Below are 15,241 nucleotides of genomic sequence, written 5' to 3' on the forward strand. Positions count from 1 at the left end.
ACGAAATGATTAAAAAAGTTTCACGCAGATTTATAAAGATTTGAGCAGATTTTATAGATTTTTATTTTAAAATCTGCGTAAATCTTTGTGCGGTTTAATAATCTACTTTATCTGCTAAATCTGCGAGAAAAAAATATGCGCATTTCAAAAAATAAAAAAAGCGACAAAAATTGCCGCTTTTTTCGTTAACCTATAATTATAATTATTCGATGATTATTTTTTTAGTCACAGTTTTTTCTGCTGTAGTAATTTGAACTACGTAGATGCCTTTTGGTAGATTTCTTACTGAAATTTCCGAATCTGAAGTGTTTAGTTTTTCGAATACTTTTTGTCCTGTAAACGAAATAATTTCTATAGAATATGATGTTGAACTTCCATAACCAATATTGAAATTCCCATCAGAAGGATTTGGATAAATGGCGATTTCGTCTGTACTAACTTTTTCTTCAATTTCGGCAATTTCAACCATTTTGCTTGCTAGGTTGTTGCAGGTATCTTGTGAGAAAGAATCCCATTGCGCACTTAAATTGAATGTAGTGCTCGGAGACGTTACAGTCGATTTTCGTCTTAGAGTCAGATCGATGGCAAAATTGGAAGTTCCGCCATTGAATGTTCCGATTATATCAATTAAAACACCATTTTTAAATAAACCGACAGCATCATTTCCGTTAAAAGTTAATTCGGTTGCAGTGGTAGAAATATTGGCGGCGCTGGTAGAAAAACAGCTCGACGACATAGAACTGTTTACAATTACAAATTTACTTCCTGTTGTCAAAGTACCGCTCAATGCCAAACCTGTACTCCAAGAACCTGCGCCATTAGTTTGTTTTTTGATCGTATAAGCCGATAAGTTTACAGAACTTCCAGTATTGTTGGCAATTTCTAATGCTTTATTGTTTCCAGAACCTTCAATGTATTCAGAGAAAAGAAGATCGGTTGCCGTTCCTGTTCCGCTACTGTTTGTTGTAACGGAAATAGTGTTGCTTGAGGCCGAAGTATTTCCTGCTGCATCTTTCGCTTTTACATAAATAGAATAACTTGTCGAAGCTGTTAATCCTGTTATAGTTGCTGTAGTTCCTGAAACAGTGGTTTTTAAAGCACTATTTGCATAAACATCATAACCCGTAACGGCTACATTGTCTGTAGATGCCGTCCAGCTTAAAGAAATCGAGGTGGCTGTTTTGGTTGTTGAAGCTAAACTTGCAGGTGCAGTCGGTGCTTGAGTATCTCCAGAAGGTGTTCCGCCCCAAATTTGATTTACATATTCAGGATGATCAATAAACGGATTTCGATTGTTTTGACGTGCATAAATAGCATTGTTTCTAGCAATTTCTCTTGCGCTTACAGGATCTTGCGCGTGCCAAGCCAATAGCAGATTTAGAAAAGCTGTTGTGAAAACCTGATTGCTAGAACCATTAAACATCGGATAAGAATAACCAGTAACGGTATTTTCATAACGCGTTGCAAAATAAAAATACATTCTGGCAATATCGCCTTTAAAAGCATTGATAGGTTCGAAAACGGTTCCTGAATATCCAGAAACGGCACTTGAGCCTAATTTGCTTCCATTTTGAGAAGTGTAGGTTGCTGAACTTACATTTCCGTGTGGATAATTGGAACGTATTCCGTTTACTTTTCCATCAGTTGGTGTAATAAAATGGGCGTCGGCAACCATTGGCGATTGCTCATTAAAAACAGATTGCGGAATAATATGCTCCCTATTGTAGCAATCTCCTTCAACCGAATAACTGCCACATCGCTGAGTCGTTCCCGTAGTATAGGTATATGGATCTGATCCCGAAGGATTTTCAGAATACATGTCTAAAATTGTTCCGTCGTTTTCGTAAAAACTATCGACATCAGAAGTTAGGTAAGTGGTGTAAAGTCCGGCGTAACCATTGTTAGTATGGTCTTTAATAATGTTATACAATTGTGTTTTCAAAGTATAACCCGTTCCTGTTGCGGTATTGTAATATCCAGATGGAATCTGAGCAAAACCAATTGCAGTAAACAGCAATAACAATAAATAGTAGTTTTTTTTCATAATAATAGTTTTAAAGATTTGGTTGAGAATTGAAATTTTAATCTTTTTAAATGGTTGAATTTTAAAAAGTTAAAATATCGTTCAATCAAATTTACTATTTTAATGAATTCGAAATGTTAAGTGATGTTTAATTTTAGAGATGTTTTCTTACGGTAATTATTTAAACCATATAAGTCATGTAAGTTTATTTAAAAAATTGGAGTTTAAAAAAAAACTTAATTTTCTTATATCACTTATATGGTTAGAAAAAACTTATTTTGGGAATTCAGCGCTTTGGTAAGCGCCCAAATCTGGTGGAGAAGTTCTCGTAACTCCTAAAATATCAGTTGGAATGATGTATGCCTGATTCCCTTTCGCGAAAGCGGCAGAAGTTTTATCAATATTGAATTTATTTTCAGCAGCATTATAAAACTTCGGATTTTCATTCAAAATAATATTGTTATAATGCTCTGTATCCGTTTTGAATTGATACAACGGATTTGTTGTAGAACTGCTGAATTTCAATAAACAATTATTCAGTTGATAAACAAAGGCTGCAGCTGTATTTTTATCTAAATTGAGTTCGTTTGTCGCAGAGCCATAAATAATGCAGTTATTAAAAGTAGCATTTGTCAGTGGATTGGTTTCTGGAGTTGCGCCTGCCAAAGCATTGCTTAAATTCACTGCAAATTGAACGCCGCCAGACCAATTGTTGTTAAATGTGCAATGCGTAAAGCTGTAATTTCCGCCGTAAACACAAGATAAACTCGCTAGTCCAGCATGATTTATAACAATGTTTTCTCCCGTAATCCGTTCATTTTGAGCTAAAATTCCGTATTCGGCACAATTGTAAATTTGAGTGTTTTTAATTTGAATCGGATTCAGCGCACTTCTAAAATCTAAACCTATAACGGCATTTTTTAAAGTTAGATGATTTATAAAATGATTGGCGCTACCTTTTTCAAAAATAACCGATTTCCACTGTCCAGGAATATCAGAATACATAGATTCTAAACGATAGCCTTCAAAAATAATTTCATTTTCAAGTTTGTCAGTTGCAGAAGCCTTTCCGTTAATTTGCAGCGAAGCATTTTTGCCAACATACAAACCAGAACTAGCATGAAAATGTACCCTTGAACCAGCTTCAAAAATTATGGTTTTATTCTCTGGAACTCCTGCGTATCCATAAATAACATACGGTTTTTCATTTGTAAAAAGAAGTTCATTTCCGTTTGTTGGATCATTTTCACTCAAATAAAATCCGTCAACATCTTTGCCGTCGATTTTAATTTTTTCTTTAGAACCGTCAGGATTTTGGTTTGGATATAAAAAGACAGCGTCCTGAATTAAAGTTACCAAAGCGACTTCTTGAAGATTGGTGCCGCTGTCAAATTGGATTTCATCGGTATATAAAAAATCGTCTGGATTGGCGTCTGTAATATCTGCTGTGGTTTCTATAAAAATGTACAAACTGTCTTTCGCCAAAAGCGTGACATTATTAAAAATCTTTCCGTTGTTTCCTGTCATTCCGTCAACGGTCATTCTATATTTAGAACTTAAACCTTTTTTGAATTGCACAACCGGAATCGAGATATCATTTTTACTCTGATTGTAAACTTTTAGCTGGTAAGTGCTAGAACCAATATTTTTGAAAACAGTATCTAAATAAACGGTGTCTTTCGAAAACTTTAAATCTCCTGTGCTGGCAACAGTATCAAAATCAGTTCGGCAAGAGCTGAAAGCCAGAATTATTCCGAAAATAAAAAGTAAAAAGTATTGACGCATTTAGATAGTTTTTTTGCCACAGATTAAAAGGATTAAAATGATTTTTTGCTTGGTGCATAAAAAAAATAATCTGTGAAAATCTGTGTAATCTGTGGCAAAAAGCCAAAGATTGATTTTAATTGTTTTTGTAAAAATAGCAAAAAACTGACAAGTTTGAAGTTGAATTTTAAATTTTAGAATCCGATTTTAGATTTATGTCTTATCTTTCTTTAATTTTACGATTTTAAAGTTTATTTTAATGAATTATACAAAAGAACAGATTTTGGCGCGCTGCAATGAGTTTTCAAAAAACACATTGATGGAGACGCTAAAAATTGAATATATCGACGCTGGAGAAGATTTTTTAACTGCAAAAATGCCTGTAAATCCAAGTGTTCACCAGCCAATGGGATTATTGCACGGAGGCGCTTCTGTAGCTTTGGCAGAAAGCGTTGGAAGTGCAGCTTCTTTCTTTTTTATCAATCCGAAAGAGCAGGAGGTAAGAGGTATCGAAATTTCGGCAAATCACCTGAAAAGTATTCGTGAAGGTTATGTTTTTGGTACAGCCAGAATTATTCACAAAGGAAGAAGTCTTCATCTTTGGGAAATTAGAATTACCGATGAAGAAGGAAACTTGGTTTCGCTTTGTAAACTGACGAATATGGTTTTGGATAGAAAGAAAAGCGAATAAATCATGAATTCATTTTTCTTAAAAATTAAAAATCATAAAGAACAAAATTTACCTTTTGTTCTTTATTCAAAACTCAATACAGCAAACTACATTGGGATTTTACAGCAGAATGCCATTTTAAATACCGTTTCGGATTATAGTGAAAAAGGTTTTGTTTTTGCTTCTTTTGACGAAAAACAGCTGATTTTAATTCCTGAGAACGAATCGGAAATTATTACTGCAGAAAAAGAAACGACTTCTTTTGAACCAATCGAAATTGACGATTTGAATTTTGATCCTGAAGCGAAATTTCAATATGAATATTTAGTGGCGCAAGGAATTCAGGCGATTAAAAACGAAGAATTTAAAAAAGTAGTTTTATCGCGAAGTGAAGAAGTGCCTTTAGCTGAATTTGATTTTATTGAAATTTTTCAGCACTTGGTTCAGCTCTATCCTGCTACTTTTTGTTATTGTTTCTTTCATCCTAAAATTGGACTTTGGATGGGGGCAACTCCAGAAAAACTGCTAAAAGCAAACGGAAATGTTTTTGAAACTATGGCTTTGGCGGGAACGCAGAAAGACAATCAGGAAACAGAAATCGTTTGGCAGCAAAAAGAAAAAGACGAACAGCAATTTGTGACTGATTTTATTGTAAAACGCCTTCGCGAATTTACAGCTTCAGTTGTGGTTTCTGAACCTTACAGCTTAAAAGCGGGATCGATCTGGCACATAAAAACCGATATTTCTGGGGTTTTAAAAGACAATTCAACTTTGGAAGAAGTGATTGATACTTTGCATCCAACACCAGCGGTTTGCGGACTTCCGAAAAAGAAATCAAAAGCATTTATTTTAGAAAATGAAAACTATGATAGAACTTTTTACACCGGTTTTTTAGGGGAACTAAATAGCACTTTCGCAGGAAATAATTCAAGTTCTGATTTATTTGTAAATTTACGCTGCATGCAGATTCAGGAAGAAAAAGCGATTTTGTATATGGGCTGCGGTATTACAAAAGAAAGTATTCCAGAAAAAGAGTGGGAAGAAAGTGTCAATAAATCGATGACGATGAAGAGAGTTTTGAAGTTATAAGTTATGAATTATGAATGATTGTCTCCCTGAGCGATCCCGAGGCTTCGGGAGAAGGGCACAAAGGTCTTCGACTCCGCTCAGCCTGACAATGCATAGAAGTTGAAACAAAATTAACCGCAAGAACGCAATGTTCGTTTGATGTAAATATAAAAAAGCAAAGTTCGTAAAGCTCTGCATTGATAAAGCTTTGCGAACTTTTTTAAACATAATAATAAATAAAAAAAACTTAGCGCACTTTGCGTTAGTTTATATCATTTCAGGATTTAGTTTCCAATTGGCAACTTGAAACATGAAACCTGAAACAAAAACAAACAAAAAAACATGAAATTAGATATATTAGCCTTTGGGGCACACCCAGACGATGTAGAATTAGGTTGTGCTGGAACTATTTTAAAAGAAGTTTCTCTAGGGAAAAAAGTAGGTATTGTTGATTTGACGCGCGGTGAATTAGGAACACGCGGAACAGCAGAAACTAGAGATCAGGAAGCAAAAGATGCTGCGGAAATTTTAGGCGTTGTTGTACGCGAAAATTTGCGCATGCGTGACGGATTTTTTGTTAACGATGAAAAGCATCAATTGGAAGTCATAAAAATGATTCGTAAATATAAACCAGAAATTGTATTGTGTAATGCAATTGATGACCGTCATATCGACCACGGAAAAGGAAGCAAATTGGTTTCTGATTCTTGTTTTTTATCTGGTTTAATGAAAATAGAAACTACTCTTGATGGAGAAAAACAGGAAGCTTGGCGTCCAAAAGTAGTTTACCATTATATTCAATGGAAAAATCTTACTCCAGATTTTGTGGTAGACATTACCGGATTTGAAAAAAAGAAAGTAGAAGCAATTTCTGCCTATAAAACCCAATTTTACGACCCGAATTCAAAAGAACCTGCAACGCCAATTACAAGTAAAAACTTTTTTGAAAGCCTAAATTATCGTGCGCAGGACTTAGGAAGACTGGTTGGAAAAGATTTTGCAGAAGGTTTTACAGTTGAAAGGTGTTTGGCAGTCAATAGCTTAGAAAATTTGATTTAATTTTTATAAAAATTTTTCATTTTTTTCTTTGTAGAACTGAACCTTTGTTCTATATTTGCACTCGCTAAGCAGAAAAATGGTGGTTGTAGCTCAGCTGGTTAGAGTAGCGGTTTGTGGTGCCGCGGGTCGCCGGTTCGAACCCGGTCAGCCACCCAGATTTAAAGCCTTGAAGAAATTCAAGGCTTTTTTTGTGCTTTTATGTTTTGGGAACCATATAAGTTCATTTAAGTGATTTGAGTTTTGTTTTTTTTAAAGAAGAATCTTTAAGAGAAATGTTTGTAACAATTCATATGTTCAGCTTCTAATATGTTCTTTCTCCCGTTTAGGAAAACAACAATATGGCTTCGAAAAAAAACTTATATAACTTATATGGTTTATAAAAAAAAGCACGACGATTAAGTCATGCTTTTCTGGTGGTTATTATATTTGGTTTATGTATTATCGAATTTCTTCAAATGTAGTGCCTTGCGTGATATCTCCGCTTTTAAAACCTTTATTAAACCAATACATTCTTTGTTCTGATGTTCCGTGGGTAAAAGAATCAGGAACGACATGTCCTTGCATTTTGCTTTGAATAGCATCATCACCAACGGCATTTGCTGCGCTTAAAGCTTCTTCGATATCTCCAGTGTCTAGATTTGCTTGATTATAGTGTGTCCAAACTCCAGCATAAAAATCGGCTTGTAATTCTAATGCTACAGATAATTTATTGGCTTCTGCCTCACTTTTTCCTTGCTGCATTTGACGCATTTTAGAAGACGTCCCCATTAAAGTCTGAATGTGATGTCCAATTTCATGTGCAATAACGTAAGCAATGGCAAAATCGCCCCCTTTTGCACCAAATCTACTTTTTAATTCTTCAAAAAAAGCTAAGTCCATATACACTTTACGATCGCCAGGGCAATAAAAAGGCCCAGAAGCAGATGATGCGCCGCCACAGGCTGTTTGTACAGAACCTTTGAAAAGAACTAATTTTGGTTTTTCGTAGGTCATACCATGTTCAGCAAAAATTTTGCTCCAAATGTCTTCGTTGTCCGCTAGAACAACTCTAACAAAATTACCCATTTCTTCATCTTCCTTGCTTAAAGGAGCTGCAGCTTCGGTTTGTTGCTGTCCGCCTTGCATTTGTTCTAAAATTGGGGCTATTTGCTGACCCGTTTCACCACCAAAAACATTCAGCAGTAAAATAATAATCCCAATAACGCCACCGCCGACTAGTGCTTTGCCACCGCCAGAAATTGATCTTCTGTCTTCTACATTGTCACTTTGTCTTCTGCCTTGCCATTTCATATTGAATTGTTTTTTAACTTGTTATTAAAACCTTGTACGAATTTAGAGATTTTTTATGATAAATTTCACAAACAGGACATTTAGTTTTCAGCCGTTCTTAGAGTTTTGAGTTTGAGGCTATTTGTACGGCAGAAACCAATTATCCTAGCCATTTTACTAAAGCTTCTTCAACAGTTCCTTTCATAATAGGTTTAGAAATATAATCATCCATTCCGGCAGAAATACATTTGTTTCGCTCTTCTTTTTCAGCACCTGCGGTAACTGCGATTATCGGAATGTCTCGCCCTTTTTTGGTGTTTCTAATGGCTTTTGCAGTTTCATACCCATTCATAATCGGCATTTGGATATCCATAAAAATAATTGTCGGATTGATTTTTTCAAATTGCTGAATGGCTTCGTATCCGTTTTCGCATTCGAAAATAAAAGCATTATTGTAGAGATTTTTTATAATGGTTTTAAGAAGGAGCATGTTCACCTTATTATCTTCAACAATTAAAAAAGTGATGTTACTGTCGCTCGTTTCAATTTCATTAGAATCGACATTGATATTTAAACTTTTGAGTTCGGCATTGTATTTATCATTAATGCTTTGGTTGCTTGTTTTTAAGTTTAAATCAAAGAAAAAAGTACTTCCTTCGTCAATTTTGCTTTCTAGCTGTAAACGGCTTTCCATCAAAGCAAGCAACTGATTGGATATGGTTAAGCCTAAGCCAGTTCCTCCAAATTTTCTTGTTGTAGAGCTGTCTTCCTGCAGAAAAGCTTTGAATATTTTCTTCTGATTTTTTTCAAGAATACCAATTCCAGTGTCGACTACGGCAAAACGAATAAGACAATTGTTATTTTGTTTTTTTTCTAAAAGAGTGACATTTAATTTTATAGAACCCTCGGTTGTAAATTTCACCGCATTTGAAAGCAGGTTTATCAAAATCTGTTTGATTCGAACCATATCTGTCCAAATATAGTTTGGAACATCGGGATCAATATTCAGTTCAAGTTCCAGATTTTTTCTGTTAGACTCGTAAACAATTAAATCAAAAACTTGTCCTAAGATTTTTTTAATATCGTATAAATCAATAAAAAGTTCGAGTTTTCCAGCTTCAATTTTCGAAAAATCTAAAATATCATTTATAATTTCAAGAAGAGAATGAGCCGACTGGTTAATTGTGGTCATGTATTTTTCTTGAATTTCTTCCAAATCCGTTTTCATTAATAGGTGTGTAAAACCAATAATTCCGTTTAGTGGAGTTCTGATTTCGTGAGACATATTAGCCAAAAAGTCAGATTTTGATTTGTTTGCCGCTTCTGCCAGCTGTTTGGCTTTTATGGCATCTTCGATTTCTTTTTTGCTTGTAATGTCAAAATAAATTCCGCCGACAAATTCAATCTCATCATCTCGTTTAATTACGTCTCCAAATTCTTCTATCCAAATAAACTCACCGCTTTTGCGCTTAATGCGATACACATTATGCAAAGGCATTCCGTTTTGTAAATTATCAATTTGGTTGTTAATTACTTCTTCTTTATCATCAGGATGAATTAACGAGAGAAAAGACAAATTATTTTCGATAAACTCGGATTTTGAATATCCCGTCAGGTTTAAAACTTCGTCGTTTAAGAATATTTTGGTCGAAAAAGCATCAAATTTAGATAGATAAACTGTTCCTGGAATGTTGTTGGCAATCAGTTTGAATTTTTCTTCACTTTCAATGATTTTAGTTTCATTTCGGTTTCGTTCTAAAGCAGATGAAATATTATTTGCTAAGACTTGAAAGATATTAATTTCGTCTTCAGACCATTTTCTTTCCACTGTACAGTCATCAAAACCAATAAAACCACTGAAAATATCGTTAATATAAAGCGGTAAAATTAAAATAGATTGTATTTCGTTAGCAATCAGTAGATTTTTGAAGAAACCGTCAGAAAGATTTCTAGTTAATGTATTAACGATTTTTCTTTGCGATGCGGCCTCGTAAATTTCTTTCAGATTTTCTTCAGACATAAGACGAAGCGGAGTAATCTGATGCGTAACGCCCTCACGAGACCATTTGTATTTTTGGCTCACTACATTATAAATGGCATCTTTTTCGTAGTAATACATGTGGTCAACCTTCGCTGCTTTTCCAATAATGTTGTACGTTTCCTGAAACATTTGGTGAGTGGTTTTGCTAAGCAGGAATTTTTCGGTGCATAAAGAAAGCGCAGACAAAAGCTGACTTTTGAGTTCTAATTTTCTTTCTGCCTCTAAACGCATTTGAGAAGAAATGGCAAGTGAAATTACATCTGAAATAGTTCTGGCATAATTGATGTCTTCATTGTCCCATTCTCGTTTTTGTTCGGTGCTTTCAAAACAAGCTACGCCAGCCAATTGACCCGTAAGGAAAATTGGCACATCAAGCATTGACTTAATGTTGTTTTTGGTAAAGTAAAGTTTTTCAAATTCAGAGGTTTCCAGTTTATTGAATACATCTGGCGCATTAATAATCGCTTTGTTGTTTAATGTTTCAAAATAAATAGGATACGATTCTTTTTTTAGAATATTCTTATCGTTTAAGCTTTGATTGTCAAGACTGAATAGATTTTTGCAAGTGATTAAATCATTATCATATTTCCAGAAACTTATACGATTGACTTGACTTATTGTAGCGGCTTCTTTTAATATTAAATCAATAACCGTGTTTAATTGGTCATACTTGCTAAAATCGGTTGTAGATAATTTTTTGGTCGAACTATTATAGGCCTCAATTTTTTTAAGACGTCTTTTTTTCTCGTTTTCGATATTTTTTTTCTCTGTAATATCCCTTGCAATTCCAGAAAATCCGATCGTTAATCCCAAGTCATTTTTACGGACAATGATTTTTTGTGAAATCCAGATTTCTTCACCATTTTTTTTTAGAATCGGAATTTCAATAATTGGGTAATTACTTTCATTAAGGACCAGATTTTCATAAAAATCTACGGCGCTGCTGATATAATTTTCGTGGATAAAATTGGAATAATGTTTTGTAATGATTTCGTTTTCGGGATAGCCAAGTGCTGAAATTCCGAATTCGTTTATAAAAGTAAAATGGCCTTCAGCATCAATTTCAAAAATAATATCCGTCGCTGTCTGAATTAAATTTTTGTACTGATCTTGAACAATTACCTGTTCTGTAACATCTTGTCCAATACTGATAATTAAATCGTCTGAGAACTTTTTATCTTTCCACTGAATGTATTTGTATTCGCCGTTTTCGGTTTTTAATTTTCTAATGTAAAGCTTATTTTCTTGATTTCCAGCTACATTTATATTTCCTTTTGATTCAGGATCTTGGGTCAACTCCCAGAATTTTAACCCCATTACTGCATCAGGCTGATATCCTAAAATTGGGGTTATGGTTTCGCTACAAAATAGTATTTCTCCTTTTTGGTTGGATGCAATTGTAAGCGAGTTTCCTTTATGGACAATTTCGCTTGCAAACCTAAAATTGTCACGATTGTTTAATAAAACCGCATATTTTACCTGATTTATAATGAAAATCAGTATGCAGAAGTTGAGCAGTAAAATAGAAGATTTTATAGGGATGAGATGAAAGGCTAACGTGACAATTAAAAAAGTAAACGTTAAAGCAACAAAAAGCCAGTAAATTTTTATGGGTTTGAGAATGTTGTACGAAAAGAAAAAAGAAATCAAGAAAACGATGATAGGAACAACATCGTTTCTTAAATTAACAATATTGTAGGCAACGTAACTGATATAAATAAAAAAACAGAAGATAAAAATCTGCTGAATTTGATCGCGAAGCCACTTGATTTTGTCTGTTATCGCATAAGTAATTAGAACAAAAACACCTATTAGAACATTTACAACCAATAGGCTTTTTGGTCTAATTTTGAAGATTTCGTTTATAATTTCAATAACAATTACCGCAATACCAAAAAACAAAATATAAAGCTGGTATTCTCTGCTAACAGTTTCGTGTTCTTTCTTTTTTTCGATGAAATTTCCAATTTTAGATTTAATTCTAAAAAATTGGTAAATCAGCAGTGAAAGAAAAGCAAAAAGCGATAATCCTAAAACAAAAAGTTTATGATTATTGTAATAAATGATGTCGGAATTGAATACATACCATCCGGTCATAATTGATTCAAAGGCACTTCCAGCAGTGGAAATTCCTGAAATAACCGAATTGAAAAAACTACAGTTTGCGGCCATAGAATTTGGGGTATGTTGGTTTAGTAAATAGGGTTTTGAAAATTCTTAAAGAGAAGTGGTTAGATTCTCTGCGAAATAAGAATTTTCTATTTTAATCTACATCGTATCTTCCAATAGAATCAATTGAATCTTCTTCTTCCGAATCTGTTCCAAAAATGGCAAAATAAGTTGCGTAAATCATAGAGCTATTAAAAACAACGGTAAAAATGATTCCGACACAGCAGCCGATAAAGCCGACCATTGAACCAAGAAAACCTATGATGAAAAAAGCAAATATGTTAATCGGATTTTTTGTAACGATAATAATGCTGGATTTTATAGCATCGAATGCTTTAAGATTTCCGAAAACAATTAACGGAATCGATAGATACATAAAAAAGGAAACAGTAAACGAAATTATATTCCCGACAAATAACACGCCCAGACTATCAATTAAATTGGCAAGAGCCGTTCCTAGCAGTGCAGGAATAAATGCTGCAACAAAAATTTGCCCAAAATAAGGAGATTTGTAATAGCTGAAAATAGTTGAAACATTAAATTCTACATCTTTATCTGCTGAATCTGCCATTTTTAGAAAACCTGCGCCAAAAGGAGCTGTAATTCCTGCCACTACAGAAACAGCGACGGTTTGGATAACAAGCTGAATGGCAGTAAATTCTTGGTTTTCAAAATTCTGAATAAAATCTTTAGTCAAGGCCTCGGCTCCAAAATAGGCAATCATGATGCCCATAAAAGCTATGGCGGCAATAATTGAAAATACTAAGATGATAAGCCCAGAGTAAAGAGCTATTTTTTTATAATTTTCGAAAGCGTGATTAAAAACTGTAGCAAAATCAAGGGAATAGCCATTTTTTTTAATGTCCTCAATTTGGTTAAGTGTAGATTTCATTTTAATGTAAAATTGTTTTATAGACTTGTACTATTTGAAAGGTATCTTGACGTAAATATAGTATTTTTAATCAATTCCGTATCAAAATCTACAAAACATTCCGAAATGTTTTTAACTGATTTATAGCCAGTCTAAAACTCGTTTTATGGAAGCCAATTTATCCTTGTAAGGCGCATAACGCATAGGCAAATCGAGCCAGTTTCCTTTTTTTACAATTGCTTTATGATGAGAAAAAGTGTCGAAGCTTAATTTACCATGATAAGCACCGATTCCGCTGTGTCCGACACCGCCAAAAGGCAGTCTTTTATTAGAAAAATGAACAACAGTATCGTTGATGCACCCGCCTCCAAAAGAGTATTTTGAAATTAATTGCTGCGAAAATGAATTATTTTCACTAAAAATATAAAATGAAAGAGGTTTCTCATAACGGCTCACGACCTTTTCAATGTCATTTTCATTCTCATAAACCAGTATTGGCAAAATTGGTCCAAAGATTTCTTCTTTCATAACGGCACTGTCCAAATCGGGTTCTTCAAGAAGGGTAGGAGCAATGTAAAGTGAATTGGCATCACTTTCTCCGCCAAACAAAACGTGTTCGTTTTGAATCATATTGGTCAATCGAAACCAGTTTTTGGTATTTATAATTCGAGCAAAATCGGGCGATTTGTCTATTTTTTTTCCGTAAGCCTTAATGATTTCTTCAATTAAATAAGAAATGAAATTGACCTTCATGTTTTTCTGAATCAGAATATAATCGGGTGCGATGCAAGTCTGTCCAGCATTAATAAATTTTCCCCAGACAATTCGTTTGGCAGCAAGTTTTAAGTTGGCCGTTTCATCAACAATACAAGGATTTTTTCCGCCCAATTCTAGAGTTACCGGAGTTAGATTCTCTGCTGCTGCTTTTGCGACAATTTTGCCGACAGCAACGCTTCCTGTAAAAAAGATGTAATCCCAGCGCTGGGCCAGTAATTTATTAGAAACTTCGACTCCGCCTTCAAAAACTTCGACGTGATTTACATGAAATGTTTTTTCTATAATTTTTGCAATTATAGCAGATGTATGAGGTGTTAATTCAGAGGGTTTTAAAACAACGCGGTTTCCTGCTGCGACTGCGGCAACGAGCGGACATAAGGCAAGCTGAAAAGGATAGTTCCAAGGAGCTATAATTAATACATCTCCGTAAGGTTCTTTGTAAAGATAATCGCTAGAAGGAAAATTAAGCAGTGAAGGAAAAACGCGATCGGGTTTGGCCCATTTGCTAATGTTTTTTATAACGTCTTTCAGTTCTGAAATAACGTAATTGGTTTCAGTTAAAACAGCTTCGAACTCTGGTTTTTTAAAGTCATCATATAAAGCTTTTACTATTAAATCTTCACTTTTCTGAATATTATATAATAACTTCTTTAGAGTTTCCTTTCGATATTTGATGTTGCTTTTATAATCCATTTTCCGATTAGCTTGTTTTTTACTCTATGCAAGTTAATCGATAAAAATTAAAAAATTAACAATTAAATCATAAAATCATACCGCATTCCAAATTGGATCGTCTGGCGTTGGGGCAATAATTGTGATATCTTCTTTTGAAACAGGATGCACAAAAGTGAGTTTTCTAGCGTGAAGATGAATTCCGCCATCAGGATTGCTTCTATCTGCACCGTATTTTAAATCACCTTTAATTGGCGATCCAATAGCGCTTAACTGAGCACGAATCTGATGATGTCTTCCCGTATGCAAATTGATTTCCAGAGCAGTGTAATTCTGCAATTCTTTGATTATCGCATAATCTAAACTCGCTAATTTACTGTCAGGAATTTCTTTTAAATGCGCTTTAGAAGTATTGTTTTTTTCGTTTCTTTTTAAATAATGAACCAATTTTGCTTTTGCTTCTTTTGGTTTATTTTTGACAACCGCCCAATATGTTTTTTTAGTTTCCCGATTGCTAAACAATTCATTCATTCGCGAAAGCGCTTTACTCGTACGAGCAAAAACAACAATTCCAGTTGTCGGCCGATCCAAACGATGAATAACTCCTAAAAAAACATCTCCAGGTTTATTGTATTTTTCTTTAATATATTCTTTTACAATATCAGAAAGAGGTTTGTCGCCCGTTTTATCTCCCTGCACAATATCGCCAACACGCTTGTTAACCACAATAATATGATTGTCTTCGTGTAAAATTTGTAAATTATTTTTATTGGAAACTATTTTCAAAACCGATTTTTAGATTGTTGAATTTTAAAATTTTGAGAATTTTGGCTAAAGCCTTTTCGAAGCTTAAACAAA

At 34.1% G+C, this 15,241-nt stretch carries 10 protein-coding genes and 1 tRNA gene; 4 read left to right on the forward strand and 7 right to left on the reverse strand.

All coding sequences use genetic code 11. The annotated features are described in order from the left end of the window. Positions 1–202: 202 nt before the first annotated feature. Together ACWA1F_RS19965 and ACWA1F_RS19970 are read right to left on the reverse strand one after the other, a co-directional pair. Positions 203–2,044, reverse strand: a complete 1,842-nt coding sequence (locus tag ACWA1F_RS19965) for an endonuclease (RefSeq protein WP_456896289.1) — start codon at positions 2,042–2,044, stop codon at positions 203–205. A 252-nt stretch (positions 2,045–2,296) separates the two neighbouring features. After that, complete coding sequence (locus ACWA1F_RS19970; RefSeq protein ID WP_456896291.1) at positions 2,297–3,808, reverse strand: hypothetical protein; 1,512 nt, start codon at positions 3,806–3,808, stop codon at positions 2,297–2,299. Positions 3,809–4,046: 238 nt separating this feature from the next. Here ACWA1F_RS19970 and ACWA1F_RS19975 point away from each other — a divergent pair, with 238 nt between their 5' ends. The 4 genes from ACWA1F_RS19975 to ACWA1F_RS19990 all read left to right on the forward strand — a co-directional run bounded on the left by ACWA1F_RS19975 (position 4,047) and on the right by ACWA1F_RS19990 (position 6,737). Beyond that, complete coding sequence (locus ACWA1F_RS19975; protein ID WP_456896293.1) at positions 4,047–4,478, forward strand: PaaI family thioesterase; 432 nt, start codon at positions 4,047–4,049, stop codon at positions 4,476–4,478. A 3-nt stretch (positions 4,479–4,481) separates the two neighbouring features. Further along, complete coding sequence (locus ACWA1F_RS19980; RefSeq protein WP_456896295.1) at positions 4,482–5,546, forward strand: chorismate-binding protein; 1,065 nt, start codon at positions 4,482–4,484, stop codon at positions 5,544–5,546. Positions 5,547–5,867: 321 nt separating this feature from the next. Beyond that, entirely contained in the window at positions 5,868–6,584 is a 717-nt protein-coding gene (gene bshB1 / locus ACWA1F_RS19985) for a bacillithiol biosynthesis deacetylase BshB1 (RefSeq protein WP_306160042.1), read from the forward strand. Positions 6,585–6,663: 79 nt separating this feature from the next. After that, positions 6,664–6,737 (forward strand) — tRNA-His (locus tag ACWA1F_RS19990). 285 nt (positions 6,738–7,022) lie between these two features. Here the strand turns inward: ACWA1F_RS19990 and ypfJ are convergent. The 5 genes from ypfJ to ACWA1F_RS20015 all read right to left on the reverse strand — a co-directional run bounded on the left by ypfJ (position 7,023) and on the right by ACWA1F_RS20015 (position 15,169). Then, positions 7,023–7,874: a KPN_02809 family neutral zinc metallopeptidase gene (gene ypfJ / locus ACWA1F_RS19995; RefSeq protein ID WP_456896297.1), complete on the reverse strand. Its 852-nt coding sequence runs from the start codon at positions 7,872–7,874 to the stop codon at positions 7,023–7,025. A 139-nt stretch (positions 7,875–8,013) separates the two neighbouring features. Beyond that, positions 8,014–12,066, reverse strand: coding sequence for a PAS domain S-box protein (locus ACWA1F_RS20000; protein WP_456896299.1), 4,053 nt, complete (start codon positions 12,064–12,066; stop codon positions 8,014–8,016). Between the two features lie 91 nt (positions 12,067–12,157). Further along, the gene (locus ACWA1F_RS20005) at positions 12,158–12,955 is read right to left on the reverse strand and encodes a DUF2189 domain-containing protein (protein WP_306160036.1); all 798 of its coding nucleotides are present in this window, start codon (positions 12,953–12,955) and stop codon (positions 12,158–12,160) included. A gap of 120 nt (positions 12,956–13,075) precedes the next feature. Then, positions 13,076–14,404 carry an aldehyde dehydrogenase gene (locus ACWA1F_RS20010; protein WP_306160035.1) on the reverse strand — a complete coding sequence of 443 codons (1,329 nt, stop codon included), beginning with the start codon at positions 14,402–14,404 and terminating at the stop codon, positions 13,076–13,078. Positions 14,405–14,479: 75 nt separating this feature from the next. Continuing rightward, positions 14,480–15,169, reverse strand: a complete 690-nt coding sequence (locus tag ACWA1F_RS20015) for an RluA family pseudouridine synthase (protein ID WP_456896302.1) — start codon at positions 15,167–15,169, stop codon at positions 14,480–14,482. Positions 15,170–15,241 lie beyond the last annotated feature (72 nt).

It is taken from the genome of Flavobacterium erigeronis, assembly GCF_054075165.1.

Coding starts and splice junctions, on each gene's coding strand:
- ACWA1F_RS19965 (WP_456896289.1), bottom strand. CDS start 2,044: ATGAAAAAAAACTACTATTTATTGTTATTGCTGTTTACTGCAATTGGT.
- ACWA1F_RS19970 (WP_456896291.1), bottom strand. CDS start 3,808: ATGCGTCAATACTTTTTACTTTTTATTTTCGGAATAATTCTGGCTTTC.
- ACWA1F_RS19975 (WP_456896293.1), top strand. CDS start 4,047: ATGAATTATACAAAAGAACAGATTTTGGCGCGCTGCAATGAGTTTTCA.
- ACWA1F_RS19980 (WP_456896295.1), top strand. CDS start 4,482: ATGAATTCATTTTTCTTAAAAATTAAAAATCATAAAGAACAAAATTTA.
- bshB1 (WP_306160042.1), top strand. CDS start 5,868: ATGAAATTAGATATATTAGCCTTTGGGGCACACCCAGACGATGTAGAA.
- ypfJ (WP_456896297.1), bottom strand. CDS start 7,874: ATGAAATGGCAAGGCAGAAGACAAAGTGACAATGTAGAAGACAGAAGA.
- ACWA1F_RS20000 (WP_456896299.1), bottom strand. CDS start 12,066: ATGGCCGCAAACTGTAGTTTTTTCAATTCGGTTATTTCAGGAATTTCC.
- ACWA1F_RS20005 (WP_306160036.1), bottom strand. CDS start 12,955: ATGAAATCTACACTTAACCAAATTGAGGACATTAAAAAAAATGGCTAT.
- ACWA1F_RS20010 (WP_306160035.1), bottom strand. CDS start 14,404: ATGGATTATAAAAGCAACATCAAATATCGAAAGGAAACTCTAAAGAAG.